Raw genomic sequence first — 16,916 nt, 5'->3', positions numbered from 1 at the left:
ATTTAATAAATTCTTAACCTTTTTATGTGGTATCGCCTGGGGCAATTCATCCTGAAAAACCGACTGATATTATTGATTCTTTTACTGGCTGCTACGGCCGTCATGGGTTACTTCGGCAGCCAGGTAAAACTGAGTTATGAGTTTACCAAAGCCATCCCCGACGATAACCCTCGCTACCGTGATTACCAGGCTTTTTTACAGAAATTTGGTGGAGATGGATCGACTGTAGTAATTGGCATTCAATCAGATAGCTTCTTTACTGCAGATTTTTTCAATAAAGTAGGTGAACTGCATCGCCAGTTAAAAAAAGTATCTGGGGTGACTGATATCGCCAGTATACCGGAGGTCGTAAACCTGCAAAATGATACCCTGAATAAGCGGCTGTTGCCATATAGAATATTTAATTATCCATACACCAGCCAGGCTTCACTCGACAGCGCACGCCAGGTTTTTGAAAACCTGCCTTTTTACCGCCGCCTGCTGTACAATCCCACTACTCGTTCTTATCTGATGGGTGTGAATGTGAATAAGGATACGGTCAACAGCAAGAGTCGTACCCGGCTGATCAACGACATTGTAAAGCAGGTGCAGGTTTTTGAGCAAAAAGCGCAGGTGCCGGTACACATGAGCGGGCTACCTTATATCAGGACTATCATGAGCAACCGCATCAAAGATGAAATGAACTGGTTTCTCATCGGTTCTCTATTGCTGTCGGCCATTACCCTGATCCTGTTCTTCCGTTCTGTCAGTGCCATGCTCATGAGCTTGTTCGTGGTGGGGATGGGAGTAGTTTGGAGCCTGGGTACTGTGGTGCTGTTTGGCTACAAGATCACCCTACTCACAGCGATTATTCCGCCGTTGGTGGTGGTTATCGGCGTTCCTAACTGTATTTATTTTCTTAATAAATACCATACTGCCTACCGGGAGACCGGCGATAAGCAAAAAGCATTGGTGACCATGGTGGGGAGAATGGGCATTGTTACCCTGTTTTGCAATATTGCCGCGGCTATTGGCTTTGCTGTATTTGCGCTTACACGCAGTGCGGTATTGAAAGAGTTTGGCGCGGTGGCAGGTATCAATATTATTGCCCTGTTCCTTATTTCACTCATTTTCATACCGGTGGTATTGAGCTATCTTCCCGCTCCGCAAAACAAACACACCCGCTACCTCGACAACGCATTTTTAGAACGTGTGCTGGTGCGTATCGAACGCTGGACCTTCCACCACGCAAAATGGGTGTATGGCGTAACAGCGATATTGACCTTATTTGCCGCAATCGGATTGTTGCGGATCAAGAGTGAAGGATTTATTGTGGATGATCTTCCTAAAAACGATAAAATATATACCGACCTGAAATGGTTTGAAAGCAATTTCGGCGGCGTGATGCCACTGGAAATATTGGTGGATACCAAAAAGAAGAACGGACTGGTGCGCTCTGTTAAACCCATTGCAAATATTGAAGAACTCTCGCAATACATAGCAAACAGTCCGGAAGCCGCGCGGCCGCTGTCTTTTGTAGAAGGATTGAAGTTCGCCAAGCAGGCTTATTTCGATGGTGATACACTAAGCTATGCCATTCCTTACGAAGGAGACCTGGCATTCATGGCCCCTTATCTGAAAGCCCGGCCCGACAGCGCCGGAGGCAATCAAAAAAAATCAAGCTTTGCACAACTGATGAGCAGTTTTATGGACAGCTCGCGGCAGGTAGCGCGCATTAGTGTGAATATGAAAGATGTGGGCAGCGCCCGGTTGCCCATGCTATTGAAAGATTTTGAACACAAGGCCAACGAAATTTTTGATACGGCCAGTTACCATGTAACGTTTACAGGTAGCAGCATCACGTTCCTGGAAGGTTCCAGTTTCATCATCAAAGGATTGAAGGAAAGTATTTGCTGGGCTTTCCTGCTGATCACTTTGTGTATGCTCTATTTGTTCCGTTCATTCCGCATACTGGTTTGTTCGCTGATACCCAATCTCATTCCGCTGGTGATCACGGCCGGTGTAATGGGCTGGGCAGGCATTGCATTGAAACCATCCACCGTGCTGGTGTTCAGTGTGGCATTGGGAATAGCTATTGACGTGACCATTCGTTTTCTCATCAACTATAAACAGGAACTGCCGCATTACAACAAGCAGGTATCGGCAACCCTGGTGCAGACGATCAGGCATACCGGTATCAGCATCATCTATACTTCACTGGTATTGATCGCCGGATTCATCATTTTCTGCTGGAGTGATTTCGGTGGAACCAAGGCTTTAGGCTGGCTTACTTCACTGACCCTGGTAACGGGGACACTCACCAACCTGATCTTGTTACCGGTGCTGATATTGCATACTTCCGGCCGGAAACAAAAAACAGCCATTGGTTGATTTAATGAAGGTTTTCCTGAAGCCAATGTCGGGTTTCCTTCACTCTATTTATCAATCAGGGCATTCCTCTCAATAGGTAATAAACCCTTTAGAATGGGATATCTATAAGGTATTTATGCCCCATACCCGGTCGTCTCATAGTTGTTTATACTCATTTGATCGCCCTATCTATCCCGTACTTTATCCTGTAACTTCATCTTATGTAACTGAAGGCACTTACCTCTCATTAATTTTTTTTTAAGTTTCTTCGGCAGGATCCGGCATTTTTTGATAAATAATTGGTAGTTTTAACTGATCTATAATATCAAAACTAAAGCGTATGAGAAAACTATTTGTCTTTCTTGCGGGCTTTGTGTTTCTGTCTACACAATTGTTCGCTCAAAGTCGCACCATTACCGGTAAAGTAACAGATGCGAAAGATGGAGCTCCGCTTGCGGGAGTTTCTATTGTAACCCAGGATGGGAAAAGTGGTGTTAAAACCCAAGCAGACGGCGGTTTTAGTATTGCCATTCCCTCAGCTTCCAAAGCGCTGGTCTTTTCTTATGTTGGTTATACGTCACAGACTATAACCATTGGATCTTCCACTTCTTTTACAGTACAACTCAAATCCGAAGAATCTAATCTTTCTGAAGTAGTGGTTACTTCGTTTGGAATCAGGAGAGATAAGAAAACGCTGGGATATTCCACGCCAGTGATCAATTCCGATGAACTTACTTCTACGCGTAATTCCAATATCAGCAATGCACTTTCGGGTAAAGCGCCGGGTGTAAGGACCCAGGGAACAGGCGGTTCTTTTACGGGTTCCAGTATCCTCATTCGTGGTTATACTTCCATGACAGGTAGTAGTGCTCCTTTATTTGTCGTAGACGGAGTACCTATTGATAATAGCGGTGGCGGTGTTTCCCTGCAGAACGGAACAACTACCTCCAACAGGGTGGTGGATATCAATCCCGACGATATTGAATCGATGACTATTCTGAAAGGAGCGGCTGCTACTTCTCTTTATGGTTCCAGGGGTGCAGGTGGTGTGATCCTTATGACCACCAAGAAAGGTAGAAAGAGAGTAAAAGATAATGTGGAAGTGGTTAGTTCTTACAGTATGGTTGAAGTGAACCGGTTGCCAGAGTTCCAAAATACTTATGCCCAGGGTGCAGGAGGATTATACGTTACTAATAATGCCTCTTCCTGGGGGCCATTGATCATGGGACAAACCGTGACCAACTATTTTGGCAAATCAGAACAATTGGCTGCGTATCCTAATAACGTAAAAGACATTTTCCAGAAAGGATACAGTGCGCAGAATTCTATCAGTTTCAGCGGCGGATCGGATAAGACCACTTACCGGCTGTCTTATAATAATACACAGGAGACTTATGTGCTCAGGAATAATAAGTTGAGTAAAAACGGACTTACGCTGAATCTGAATTCAGAACTGACTTCCAAACTGACTGCATCAGCTTTTCTGAATTACAACAATACGGCTTCGAACAGGACGCAACAGGGTAACCAGCTGTCGAACCCTATTTTCAGGGCATGGTTTATTCCGCGTAGTTATGATCTTACCAAGCTTCCCTATTATGATGCTGCAGGTAATGAATGGTTCTATGGCAGTGAAGACAATCCCTATTGGTCGATGGATAATGTTCGCTACAATGATGAGACCAACCGTTTCTTTGGCAATGCCGGCCTGAAATATAAGTTCAATAACTGGCTAAATGCCGATCTGAAAGTTGGTGCCGATGTGTTTTCTTTCAAAGCACACGGATTTGATGAGATTGGCATTCGCGGAGGCGGTAATACCAGCTCAAGCGGTACAGGTGGCGTAAGAGAAGTCCGGAATACCGTAAGAAACTTCAACTCTTACTTCACCCTGAATGCAAACCAGAAATTCGGATCATTGAATGTTGCTGCAACTTTGGGTAATGAAATATTTGACAACTATTCCAATACGTCCACTGTTGTAGGAACTTCTCTGAGCATTAAAGGGTTCGACCAGATGAAAAATGCAACGGTATTTACGCCATCGTTCGGTACCTCGCAAACCAGGACTATTGGATTCTTTGGAGATGTGGTAGTGGATTACAGGAACTGGCTCTCATTGAACGTGAAAGCCAGGAATGATCTTCCTTCTACATTGCCTGAAGCAACCAGGTCTGTATTCTATCCGGCCGCTGCCGTAAGCGTTCTACTTTCTGAAGCATTGCCCGGTATCAAATCAGACTTTGTAAACCAGGTGAAATTAAGAGCCAATATCGGTAAAGTGGGTCGCGGACCAGGCGCATATAATACAGATAATTATGCTGTTACCGGGGGGGCATCAGATGGCTTCGGACCTTCTATCGCCATACCTTTCAACAGCCTGCTTGCTTATACTATTTCCAACAGTGCAGGTAACCCGAAGCTCAAGCCTGAGTTTACAACTGAATGGGAAGTCGGTGCCAATGTGAACCTGTGGAACAACCGACTGATCATTGAAGCGAACTATTACCAGCGTAAACTGACCGATGGATTATTTGGCGTACCTGTATCACCTGCTTCTGGTGTAACTTCTGTTTTCCAGAATGCCGGAGAGATTGAAACAAAAGGTGTTGAATTAGGACTTACGCTGACACCTGTTAAGCTCAGGGATTTCAACTGGACCATCAATGGTAACTATACACAATTCAAATCAACTGTAACAAAACTGGCGCCGGGTGTTTCTGTAATCACTTTGGGAGGCTTTACAACACCGAACGTACGACTGGTGGAAGGAGATGAATTCGGACAGATATATGGTAACAAATACCAGCGCGATGCACAGGGAAGGATGATACTTTCCGCTTCAGGATTGCCGCTGCCAACTTCCAGTGTATTTAAAATTGGTAATCCGAATCCTAAATTTACGATCGGCCTCACCAATACCTTCAGCTATAAAAACTTCACATTGGATGTGCTAGTGGATATCCGCAGCGGCGGCGATATCTATTCAAGAGATGTGAAAGACCTGCGGAGTAATGGTGTAGCTATTGAAACAGCTGCTTTGCCAAGGTTTGACAAAGACAATGTTACATTACTGAAAAATTACCAGTTTACAGGTGTCGATGCAAACGGTAACGCGGTAAATGTTCCTATCACTGCTGAACAATATTGGGGCAATAGCGGAAAATATGTGGCGGCGGAAGGTTTTATTCTGAATACTTCCTGGGTAAGGGTAAGGGAGATGAATTTGTCATACAAGCTACCCAAAAAACTGGTTGACAAATCTCCGTTTGGCGCTATCGAATTCGGTATTTATGGCCAGAATCTTTTCCTGTGGGCAAAAGATTATCCGCATTTCGATCCGGAGCAGAACCTTTTTGGATCCAGCAATTTCCAGGGGTTGCAGTTTAACTCAAACCCATCGACACGTACCATGGGAGTTAATTTGAAACTCACTTTCTAACCAACTCCTGATTAACAAAACTTATTGAACATGAAAAAGATAGTAATCATTCTAACAGCAGCTGTTGCGCTGAGTTCGTGTAAGAAATATCTTGATATCAACAAAGATCCCGATAATATTGTTGAGACCGATGCTCCGATGGCATTGTTGCTTACCAATACCACTATTAATACTGGTTTTGTTGGTGGAAGCGACCTTTTCAGGTATGCCGCTTTACTGACGCAGCAATTATCCGGTCAGACTACCGGCGGTGAAACACAAACACAGCAGTATGAAAAATACCTTATACAATCAGCCGACGTAAATAACCTTTGGTCTACATTTTATGCTACCACGCTGAATGACCTGGAAGTGATCATCAAGCAGGCTGCGGCTAAAAACGCTCCTTATTATAGCGGAGTAGCCAAATTGCTGAAAGCTTATAATTATCAGCTGATCGTAGATGCCTGGGGTAATGTACCTTTCAGCGAATCGCAACAAACAACCGCTAACCTGTCGCCCAAATTCGATGATGCTTCACAGATCTATACCCAGTTACTGGCATTGATTGATAATGGCCTCAGCGACCTGAATGCAACAAGCTCTTCATTGGCACCAGGTACCAATTCGACTATTTATTCCGGTACTTTTTCTACTAAAAAAGCCAACTGGATTAAATTCGGTAATGTGCTGAAGTTGAGGATACTATTGCACTATTCAAAACTGGATAAAGCATCCATGGTATCCAAAATCACTGCCCTCGTCAACAGTGGCTCAGCCAGCTTCTTTACAAGTAATGCGGATAATTTTGAAATGCCGTTCGTGAACCAGAACAACAGGCAGAACCCTATTCACCAGTTTGAACTGCAACGGACCAACTACCTGTTTCCCAACAAGTTTATGGTAGACATGATGAATGCCAAAGCGGATCCAAGGCGCCCGTTTTATTTTACGGCGTTTCCGGTGGGTTCGAATGCTTATGTGGGGGCCAAAGCAGCAGACCCTTCTTCACAGAAATATTCAAGGATGCACGTTTTTCTGAGAGGTGCAGCAAGCGGTGGTACGCCCAATGCAGATGGATCTTATAATGCACTTCCTTCCGCAGGTGGGATTACTTATACCGGAGATGCGCCCATTCGTATGCTCACATTTGCCGAGTATAATTTCATTCGCGCAGAAGCTGCCTTGTATGGAGCTCCGGGAGACCCGCAGGCATTTTTCCAGGCTGGTATCACTGCTTCAATGACCAATGCCGGTGTTGCAGCAGCTGATATTGCAACTTATATCGCAGCAAATGGTGTGCTGACGGGTACTGCTGATCAACAATTGCAGCAGATCATCAATGAAAAATTCATAGCCAGTTATGGTGTGGTACTGGAACCATGGACCGATTGGAGGCGAACAGGTTATCCTGCGATATCAAAAGTGTCCAACGCCGTTACAGCAGATATTCCACGTTCACTGCCTTATCCGCAAAGTGAAATTGATGCCAACAAAAATGCACCTCCGCAGAAAACAGACTTGCTGGTAAGGGTGTTTTGGGATAAATAACGATTGGGTGAAATAGATAACAAAGAGGCCGTTTCAATAGTAATTATTGGGACGGCCTCTTTGTTATTGAGCAATTTTTTATTTTAAAACCGCTGCCAACTTTTGCTCCAGCGCTTCACCCCTTAACTCTGTTGCAATGATCTTACCGGCAGGGTCAACCAATACATTGAAAGGAATACCATCGAACTGGTACAAAGAAACCATGCTGCTTTCCCATTTTTTCAGGTCACTTACATGTTTCCAGTTCAGCTTGTCTTCTTTAATGGCTTCCAGCCAGGATGCTTTATCCGAGTCGAGTGATACACCCAGGATAGTGAAATTCTTATCCTTGTATTTATTGAAAGCGGCTACTACATTGGGGTTCTCATTTCTGCAGGGTCCGCACCAGCTGGCCCAGAAATCTACCAGCACGTACTTTCCTTTGAGGCTGCTCAACTGGAAAGTTTTACCGTCGGTATCGGGTAAACTGATCTCGGGCGCCTGTTGATTCAGCAAAGCATATTTCGATGTAGCGGCGGACTGCTGTTGTACGGTAAGCATGCTTTTGATCCTGGCCAGTCCGCCGTGTTCTTTGAACTTGTCGGCTGAAGCAGTAACCAGTTTCTTCAGCTCATCGGGCGGCAAGGTGCGGGAAGCCATGCCAATAGCGTAATAACGGGCAGCGGGACTGGGCGACTGCTCAATAAAATCCGTTACCATCTTGTTCATGTCTTTGATGGCGGCATCGCGGGTATTGCGTACAATCGCCAGCACACTGTCGGGCGCTTTTTGTTTCTGCAAAGTATCGAGCTGCTGAAACGCTTTGTACAATGCCGAATCTTTCCTGCGATAGTCTTCGAACAAAGTATGCAAACTTGCGCTCGCAGGAGAGCCTTCAATCTTATAAGACCGGTAATTATTAACATCGAGTGCCAACTCAATATGCCTGGCATCATTGACCAACAACACATCGGGTCCATTTTCTAAAACCAACCGGTACAAAGATTCTTCCTTGCCCATGCCTTTGAGTTCGAAACTGCCATTGGATTGCAGGCTGCCAGAATCGAGTACTACCGGCTGTTCGCCGCCATACGGTAACTCCTGCAGGTAAATTCTCTTGCCGGGTGCATGCGTTATTTTACCACTTACGGTAAATGAACCGGATTGCTGTTGCCGGCACGCAACTGTAAGCAACAGAATGCCGGAGAGTAAATAGATGATTCTTTTCATGATAGATATTAGTTGATAGATGTCGGTTGTTAGAAAAAATCTATCTAACAACTCATTTAAGTTTTTCTTCGAGTAACTGTGTTACCAATTTCGGATCGGCCTTTCCTTTGCTGAGTTTTTTTACTTCGCCTACAAATAAACCGATCAACCCTTTTTTACCTTTTTTGTATTCCGTTACTTTTTCCGGCATTTTTTCCAGGGCCTGTTGCACCCACGCATCTAGTTCGTTTGTATCGCTTACCTGTAACAGGTTCATCGACTCGGCTGTCTGCAAAGGTGATGCATTGGTAAGCATTACAGTAGGCAGTATTTTAGAAGAAGCCACAGAAAAGCTCAGTTTTCCGTCATCTACCAGTTGAATCAGGCTGGCCAGTGTAGCAGGTAACAGGCTGAGCGTTTCAAAGCCCATGCCGTTTTCGTTCAATACCTGCCTGAGTGGGCCCAGCATCCAGTTGGCGATGGCTTTGTGGTTGCTGCAGTGTTGCGCCGTTGCTTCGAAATAATCAGCCGTGGCTTTGTCATCGCACAATTGACCGGCATCATATTCACTCAATTGGTAAACCTCCTGGTATCGGGCAGACAACTGTGCGGGTAGTGCAGGCAATGCTGCCTGAATGCCGTTGATGAATGTTTCGCTGAGATGGAAGGGAGCCAGATCGGGATCGGGAAAATAACGGTAATCATTTGCTTCCTCTTTGTCGCGGATAGCAAATGTGGTATCATTGCCTGCATCGAAACTGCGTGTTTGTTGCTGAATGGTTCCGCCGGCTTCTACAATATCGATCATGCGTTGTATTTCAAACTCGATGGCTTTTTTCACATTGCGGATAGAGTTCAGGTTCTTCACCTCGGCCTTGGTACCCAGTTTGGTCTCGCCTTTCAGGCGGATGGAAACGTTGGCATCACAACGCAGACTTCCCTCTTCCATATTGCCATCGCATATACCCAGCCAGCGAACCAGTTTTCGTATTTCAGTTACATAAAGCCAGGCTTCTTCAGCGGTATGGATATCGGGTTCGGTAACGATCTCTATCAACGGGGTACCGGCCCGGTTAAGGTCGATACAGGTATACTTGTCGTCGATATCATGAATACTTTTGCCCGCATCCTCTTCCATGTGAATGCGGTTGAGGCGGATGGCCCTGTCTCCCTCCGTTGTTTTGATGGTTACATGACCTCCTTTACAAATAGGTGTGGTATGTTGAGAGATCTGGTATCCTTTGGGCAGATCGGGGTAGAAATAATTCTTGCGGGCAAAATAGTTGTCGCGTTCAATTTCACAGTGACAGGCAAGTCCCATTTTAATGGCATATTCCACCGCTTTCCGGTTGGTCTTGGGCAGGGTGCCGGGATGGCCAAGGGTAATAGGACTCACATGTGTGTTAGGCGGTGCACCAAAGGCAATGCTATCTCCGCAAAAAAGCTTGCTCACTGTTGCCAATTGGGCATGCACTTCGAGGCCTATGACTGCTTCGTATTTGGAATGGACTGACATCGGGCGCAAAAATAACAAAAAACCGCGCCTGGAATGGCGCGGCACAATGCAACATGAGAAATAAAATAATTTTATGATATCTTTATAAATCGGCTGTTTTCAGCTTTTTAGGGAACTTTACTTCAGCGGTCTGCGTCTTGCCATTCCGCTCATAAGTGAGTTTTACACTATCGCCCTCTTTCAAATCGCGCAGTTTTTCCCGAAGGGTTTCTACTGATTTTATTTCTTTGCCATCGATGGCGGTAACAATATCGCCTTTTTGCAGACCGGCTTTGGCAGCAGGGGCGTCTTCATTCACATCCATCACTTTCACTCCTTTGCTGTTGTCGAGGTCCTGCACCTGCAAACCCAATCTTGGGCGCATAAAAGGCATACCATCGAATTGGATATGGGGCATCATGTCAGACTTGAAATGAGGACCAATTTCATCTCTTCTGAAATTGAATACCCGGTTTTCTTTATTTTTTCCCAGTGCAGTGGAAGTGCTCTTTTCATTACCACCGCGCAGATAGCTGATGTTCACTTTTTCTTCCGGCTTGTATTTTCCGATCGCAGAATAGAGATCATCAGGTCCTTCGATCTTGCTATCACCCACTTTGGTGATGATATCGCCTTTTTGCAGGCCGGCTTTGGCAGCAGGGCTTTCTTTGGTTACTTCGATGATCCTGGCGCCTTTTTCATTTTTTTCACTCATCACTCCCAGGAACGCGCGGTTGGAGCTGAAAGAAAAATTGAAATCATGGTCAGGCACTGTAACCCAGGGTCCTTTCATCCTGATCCGCGGCCCTGCCATGGCCAATCCGTCGGGACCTCTCAATACCTGCAAATCGGAATCGTGCAGTTCATCAATGTCTTTTCCATTGACGGTGATCTTATCGCCATCCATTATAATGGTTGTCTTTTCATCACGGTCGCCTTTTCTACGAATGATGATGTCTTCCTCTTTTTTGAACTTCTTATCCGGAACAGGAGGGGGAAGTGTTTCCTGGGCTGCAACCGAGCCCGCGATGCACAATGCCAGCACAGAAGCTGTAATACATTTGAAATACATAAAACATGATTTTAATTATACGAAATCATTAGTAGATCAAATTTACCGATTTTTCTTACATACGAATACCTTCGGAGATGTTAAATAAGGTTAAAGGATCCTTGCAGATGGTTAAGAAAGGCACTTTATTCAATAAGCGCCTTGACTTTTGCAATAACCTGTAAAAGGTTACCTGCATCCTGACCGCCTGCTGTGGCCAATGTTTTCTGTCCGCCGCCGCCGCCCTTGATCAGTGGGGCCACCTGTTCTTTGATAATTTTTGGCGCTTCGAGTCCGCGTGAAGTACTCAATGATTCATCAATAAGTATGGCCACCTGTGCTTTACCATCAATATTGGCAGCCAACACTACGAGGTAGTTGTTCAGTTCTTTTTTCAGTTCGAAGCATAATTTTTTAAGGCCATCTGCATTGCCCACTTCTACGATCGCCCCGAGGAAAGCATTCCCATTCACTGATTCCACCTGCTTCAGTAATTCCTGTTTAATCACGATCAGTTGTTTGGCTTCCAGGCTCTCAACCTGTTTGCGCAATTCATTGTTATCGCTTACCAGTGCGTCTACTGCTTTGAGCAGTTCTTTAGGATGTTTCAATGATTCCCGCACCTGGCGTAGTTGCTCAAACTGATCCAATACCAGTTGCTCTGCGGCTGTGCCGCTTACGGCTTCTATGCGCCGTACACCGGCTGCCACCGCAGATTCGTGTTTTATTTTGAAAAAGCCCAGTTCCCCGGTATTGCCCACGTGTGTTCCTCCACAGAGCTCAACAGAATAAGCAGGGTCTATGATCACTACGCGCACGGTATCGCCGTATTTCTCACCGAACAAGGCCATCGCACCCATAGCAATCGCTTCATCCCTGTTCATTTCTTTGATGTGAACGGGAATATTGGTCCTGATCTTTTCATTCACCAACCTTTCAATATGAACGATCTCTTCTTCGCTCAGTTTGGCAAAATGAGAAAAGTCGAATCGCAGCCCTTCTTCATTCACCAGGCTTCCTTTTTGCGCTACATGTGTACCCAACACCGATCTGAGTGCCGCATGCAGTAAGTGTGTAGCGCTGTGATGAATAGTGGTCGCATGGCGCCTGGGCCTGTTCACCGCAGCGATCACCGAAGCCTGCGTATTGCCAGGCAATTTTTCTGTAAGATGAATGGTGAGGTTATTCTCTTTTTTGGTATCGATCACTTCAATCCGCTCGCCTTCGAAATCAAGCACGCCGGTATCACCTACCTGTCCGCCGCTCTCTGCATAAAAAGGAGTGGCTTCCAATACGAGTTGTACCAACTCTTTTCCTTTTGCTTTGACTTTGCGGTAGCGGATCAGCCTGCTGCGTATTTCCAATGTATCGTATCCCACGAATTCCGAAAGCGCATCTTCGTGCAGTATCACCCAATCTTCGGTATCTACTGCAGTTGCAGCGCGACTGCGGTTTTTCTGTTGTTGCATCTCTGCTTCAAAGCCGGCTTCGTCAACCCCCAGCTTATTTTCAGTGGCTATGAGGCGTGTAAGATCAACAGGGAAGCCGAATGTATCGAACAATTCGAATGCCGCTTTTCCTTCGATGGATTTGGTTTTGTTGAGGTTTGCATTACCAATGATATCATCAATCCGCTTCAATCCTTTTTCCAATGTGCGGAGGAATGCTTCTTCTTCTTCCTTCACCACTTTGCCAATGAATCCCACCTGCTGTTGTAATTCAGGGAATACAGTAGCGAATTGTTTGGCAAGGATGGGGATCAGCTGAAATAAAAGGGGCTGCTTATAATCCAGGTATGAATAATAATAACGAACGGCGCGTCGCAGGATGCGCCGAATCACATAACCAGCGCCGGTATTGGATGGGAGCTGCCCGTCTGCAATGGTGAAAGCGATGGCACGGATATGATCGGCCAGCACGCGGAAAGCAATGTCTTTTTTATCATCACTAAAATGATACTGCTGTCCCGTGATCTTTTGAGTAGCGGCAATGGTGCCGGTGAATACATCGGTATCGTAATTGCTCTGTTTCTGTTGCAATACCCTCACGAGTCTTTCAAAGCCCATGCCCGTATCTACATGCTTGGCTGGCAGGGGTTGCAGGCTGCCATCTTTCAGGCGGTTGAACTGCATGAATACATTATTCCATATCTCAATCACCTGCGGATGATCTTTATTCACCAGCGTACTACCGGCTACTGCTTTTCTTTCTTCATCCGAACGGCAGTCTACATGTATCTCTGAGCAGGGGCCGCAAGGGCCGGTATCACCCATCTCCCAGAAATTGTCTTTTTTATTACCCAGCAAAATCCGCTCGCGTGTTATGTGCTTTTCCCATTCTGCAAAAGCTTCATCATCTTTGGGCAATCCTTCCTGGCTATCACCTTCAAAAACGGTTACATACAAACGGTCTTTATCGATCTTATATATTTCGGTAAGCAGTTCCCAGCTCCAGGCAATGGCTTCTTTCTTGAAATAATCGCCAAAGCTCCAATTACCCAGCATTTCAAACATGGTGTGGTGATAAGTGTCCACACCCACTTCTTCGAGATCGTTGTGTTTGCCACTTACCCGGAGACATTTTTGGGTATCAGCCACACGAGGACTTGCCGGTTTTTTGTTTCCCAGGAAAAAATCTTTGAACTGGTTCATCCCCGCATTGGTGAACAAAAGTGTGGGATCATTTTTCACCACAATAGGGGCAGAAGGAACGATCTGGTGCTGTTTGGAAGCAAAAAAGTTAAGGAATTGCTGTCTGATCTCGGCACTGGTCATCATCTGGACAAAAATTTTTATAAAGGCATTTATGCGGTTAGAAACTATCTTTGGAAGCTTTTCAAGGGCATCAAAGGTAGGGATTTGGCGCCTCTTTGGAAGTAGCACCCCCCTATGAAGAAAATAAAATATTATTATAATACCCATACGCTCCGCTATGAGAAACTGGAAACACCCCTGCGTGTTCGCCTTTTGCGCGTGATGGGTTTTCTAATGGCTTCGGCGGTTACCGGCATGATCATCGTAGCCATCACTTTCCGCTATATCGATTCTCCCAAGGAAAAACTGTTGCGCCAGCAATATGAAGACCTTACCCAGAATTACAGCATTTTCCAGGAACGCCTGAAGCAGCTCGAATTGCAGATGGACGAAATAGAGAACCGCGACAATACGGTTTACCGTTCCATTTTCGAAGCCAAACCCATTCCCGACAGTGCGCGCATACGTGAAATGGAAAAGAGTAAGGAGGTAACACTGGTGCAGGCGATGGGTGAGACCGAGCTCATCAAAAGCATGACCGGTCAACTGAACAACCTGGCCCTGCGCCTCGCTTACCAGGAAAAATCTTTTAATGAGATCGCCAATATGGTGAAGAATAAGGAAAAGCTACTGGCAGCCATTCCTGCTATCCAGCCGGTAAGTAATAAAAACCTCAACCGCATTGCATCTGGTTTCGGTTATCGTATAGACCCCGTGTACAAAGAGCGGCGGGCGCACATGGGTCTCGATTTTTCAGCACCACAGGGAACGCCTATTTATGCTACGGCCGATGGCGTTGTGAAGGATGCAGGATTCAATACCGGTGGTTATGGTAACCGTGTGGTGATCAACCATGGTTACGGCTATGAAACTTTATATGGACACATGTACCGCATCAAAGCAAGGGTGGGACAATCGGTGAAGCGGGGCGAAGTGATCGGCTATGTGGGCAATACGGGTAAGAGCACCGGACCACATTGTCATTATGAAGTACACAAGAATGGCATTCCGGTGGATCCCATTTATTATTTCTACAATGATCTTACACCGGCGCAATTCGACAGGATACTTAAAATGGCAGCAGCCAGCAATCAAAGCTTTGATTAAAGAAAGTTGGCATGGAACCCATCGTAAAACGATACCTGATACGCATTCTGAACACCCTTTCAGTGAGTTTGCTTTGGCTTGCTGTTAATTCCACGGCAGGCATCATGTACGATCTGGCTTTCATACATGAACGCATCCAACTCAAAAACCTGCTTTTCTATACATGGTTCTTATTGAGCCTGGGCGCTTTTATATGGTATATTGTATGGTTATGGCGTAAGCCGTTGAAGCAGGAAGATGATGAATGAAGCTTAGCTGCTGTGGTCTACTACTATCTTCCACTGGCCGGCTATTTTTCTGAATAAAAGCGTGTAATGTCCGCTCAGGTCGCCCATACTTCTTTTGAGCATCCATTTCCCCAATACAAAATAATAGTCCGGAGAAAGCCGCTTCACCTGTATGATGTTGAAGCTTAATTTGCCCATCGCAGCAGTATCGGGGTATCCTTTGTGGTAATTATCCAGTGTTGTCTGGAACCCGTAACGCGGACCGGTTTTGCCTACGAACAATAAACTATCATTTTTCCAATAGCCTTTCATAAAGGCTTCCAGGTTTCCTTTGTTCCATTCGGTTGTTTGATCGGTCAGTATTTGACGGATTGCCTGCTCGTCTTTGTGTTGGGCATACAGTGGTTGCTGGAACAGGAGGGCGGCAATGAAGACAAAGTATTTCATGTAATGTGTTTAAAGATGATCATTCAATATAGTAATTATTGCAGTTTCCATGCCCTTACCATTTCCCTTTTGCCGTGCGGACCCGGAATCTTTTCCACCCTGAAGCCCGCTTCGGCCATGGCTTTTCTTACGATGCTCTTACTGGAATAAGTAACGAGGCATCCTCCTGGCAGGAGCAGGGGAAATAATTGTGAAAAGATGCCTGTTGTCCATAGTTCAGGTTGCGCTTCAGGTGCAAAAGCATCGAAATAAATACAATGAAAAGAATGGCCTGTAGTGAAATCCTGCAATGCCGCCTGTGTTTTATGGAGTGTGAAAAAGGGATTTATCGAAAGCGGTTTCTCCCATGCTGCTGTATGCAAGAATTGAAAAGCATCTTCAAAGCCGATGATCCTTCCGTAATTCAATAATGCAGCTTCTGTAGTGGTTAACGGATATGGTTCAATGGCCAGGTAAAAAATATTTCTTCGGTGGTTGATCGCTTCGCGCAAGCTGAGCAAGGCATTCAACCCTGTACCAAACCCCATCTCAAATATGCAAACAGGGTCACTGGCAAAACCGTTCATACAGGTAAGCAGTCCGGCTTCAATATATACTTGCATGCTTTCACTTACTGCACCGTGTTTACTATGATAGCTTACATCCATCGCCGGTATGGCAACTGTATGCGAACCATCTGCCGTTAATCTAATTTCCCTTTGCATGGCATTGCAAATTAGCTAACTTAACCGCATGGAGTATATCAAACATCTGCAAAAAGACAAAAGGCTGGCAAAGGCCATAGGTGAGGAAGTGCATGAGTTGAAACTGCACAAGAATATTCCGCTGAGACTAATGGCCAGCATCATGAGCCAACAACTGAGCACCAAAGTAGCCAGGGTTATTTACCATCGTTTCCTGGAATTGTATAACGGAAAGGAGCCCAGTCCGCAACAGGTATTGGATACACCACCGGAAAAACTGCGTGCTATAGGGCTAAGCAATGCCAAGGTATCTTATGTACAAAATGTAGCGCGTTTCTGTATCGAACATCAGATCACCGATAAGAAACTGCTGGTCATGAGCAATGAAGAGATCATAGAGCTGTTGACCGCTATCAAAGGCGTGGGGAAGTGGACGGTTGAAATGCTGCTCATGTTTACGCTGGGGCGTGAAGATGTTTTCGCTGTGGACGACCTGGGTATTCAACAGGCTATGACCCATATATACAAACTGGATGCCACCGATAAAAAAGCGATGAAAGAAAAAATGCTCCGCCTATCTTCGAAATGGACACCATACAGGACCTACGCCTGCTTGCATTTATGGGCGTGGAAAGATGCCTGAT

The 16,916-nt window shown here is 45.5% G+C and carries 12 protein-coding genes; 6 read left to right on the top strand and 6 right to left on the bottom strand.

All coding sequences use genetic code 11. The features are described from left to right. Positions 1-24: 24 nt before the first annotated feature. The 3 genes from SEDOR53_RS16890 to SEDOR53_RS0102100 all read left to right on the top strand — a co-directional run bounded on the left by SEDOR53_RS16890 (position 25) and on the right by SEDOR53_RS0102100 (position 7,321). Complete coding sequence (locus SEDOR53_RS16890; RefSeq protein WP_037360399.1) at positions 25-2,370, top strand: RND family transporter; 2,346 nt, start codon at positions 25-27, stop codon at positions 2,368-2,370. A 319-nt stretch (positions 2,371-2,689) separates the two neighbouring features. Continuing rightward, complete coding sequence (locus SEDOR53_RS0102105; protein ID WP_037360396.1) at positions 2,690-5,791, top strand: SusC/RagA family TonB-linked outer membrane protein; 3,102 nt, start codon at positions 2,690-2,692, stop codon at positions 5,789-5,791. 30 nt (positions 5,792-5,821) lie between these two features. Further along, complete coding sequence (locus tag SEDOR53_RS0102100; RefSeq protein ID WP_026768222.1) at positions 5,822-7,321, top strand: SusD/RagB family nutrient-binding outer membrane lipoprotein; 1,500 nt, start codon at positions 5,822-5,824, stop codon at positions 7,319-7,321. Between the two features lie 78 nt (positions 7,322-7,399). Here SEDOR53_RS0102100 and SEDOR53_RS0102095 read toward each other — a convergent pair whose 3' ends face one another. From SEDOR53_RS0102095 to alaS, 4 genes are all read right to left on the bottom strand, one after another. Beyond that, on the bottom strand, positions 7,400-8,530 hold the full coding sequence (locus SEDOR53_RS0102095; RefSeq protein ID WP_026768221.1) for a TlpA disulfide reductase family protein: 1,131 nt from the start codon (positions 8,528-8,530) through the stop codon (positions 7,400-7,402). A 52-nt stretch (positions 8,531-8,582) separates the two neighbouring features. Further along, positions 8,583-10,025: an Asp-tRNA(Asn)/Glu-tRNA(Gln) amidotransferase subunit GatB gene (gene gatB, locus SEDOR53_RS0102090; RefSeq protein ID WP_026768220.1), complete on the bottom strand. Its 1,443-nt coding sequence runs from the start codon at positions 10,023-10,025 to the stop codon at positions 8,583-8,585. A gap of 82 nt (positions 10,026-10,107) precedes the next feature. Beyond that, the gene (locus SEDOR53_RS0102085; RefSeq protein WP_026768219.1) at positions 10,108-11,076 is read right to left on the bottom strand and encodes a PDZ domain-containing protein; all 969 of its coding nucleotides are present in this window, start codon (positions 11,074-11,076) and stop codon (positions 10,108-10,110) included. A 125-nt stretch (positions 11,077-11,201) separates the two neighbouring features. Next, positions 11,202-13,832, bottom strand: coding sequence for an alanine--tRNA ligase (alaS, locus tag SEDOR53_RS0102080; protein ID WP_198018769.1), 2,631 nt, complete (start codon positions 13,830-13,832; stop codon positions 11,202-11,204). Positions 13,833-13,943: 111 nt separating this feature from the next. Here alaS and SEDOR53_RS0102075 point away from each other — a divergent pair, with 111 nt between their 5' ends. Together SEDOR53_RS0102075 and SEDOR53_RS0102070 are read left to right on the top strand one after the other, a co-directional pair. Beyond that, positions 13,944-14,915 carry a M23 family metallopeptidase gene (locus SEDOR53_RS0102075; protein ID WP_026768217.1) on the top strand — a complete coding sequence of 324 codons (972 nt, stop codon included), beginning with the start codon at positions 13,944-13,946 and terminating at the stop codon, positions 14,913-14,915. Between the two features lie 11 nt (positions 14,916-14,926). Beyond that, positions 14,927-15,163 carry a hypothetical protein gene (locus SEDOR53_RS0102070; protein ID WP_026768216.1) on the top strand — a complete coding sequence of 79 codons (237 nt, stop codon included), beginning with the start codon at positions 14,927-14,929 and terminating at the stop codon, positions 15,161-15,163. Between the two features lie 3 nt (positions 15,164-15,166). On the opposite strand, the gene SEDOR53_RS0102065 is transcribed toward SEDOR53_RS0102070, so the two are convergent. Both SEDOR53_RS0102065 and mnmD read right to left on the bottom strand, forming a co-directional pair. After that, entirely contained in the window at positions 15,167-15,589 is a 423-nt protein-coding gene (locus SEDOR53_RS0102065; RefSeq protein ID WP_026768215.1) for a DUF4440 domain-containing protein, read from the bottom strand. 35 nt (positions 15,590-15,624) lie between these two features. Beyond that, positions 15,625-16,293: a tRNA (5-methylaminomethyl-2-thiouridine)(34)-methyltransferase MnmD gene (gene mnmD / locus SEDOR53_RS0102060; RefSeq protein WP_051416452.1), complete on the bottom strand. Its 669-nt coding sequence runs from the start codon at positions 16,291-16,293 to the stop codon at positions 15,625-15,627. A gap of 28 nt (positions 16,294-16,321) precedes the next feature. On the opposite strand from mnmD, the gene SEDOR53_RS0102055 reads away from it, so the two are divergent. Next, a complete protein-coding gene (locus SEDOR53_RS0102055) occupies positions 16,322-16,915 on the top strand; it encodes a DNA-3-methyladenine glycosylase (protein WP_026768213.1) in 594 nt (197 codons plus the stop codon). The last annotated feature ends 1 nt before the right edge of the window (position 16,916 follow it).

The organism is Asinibacterium sp. OR53, from assembly GCF_000515315.1.
Taxonomy (GTDB): Bacteria; Bacteroidota; Bacteroidia; order Chitinophagales; family Chitinophagaceae; genus Sediminibacterium.
This window is presented reverse-complemented; position numbering and strand designations above follow the sequence as displayed.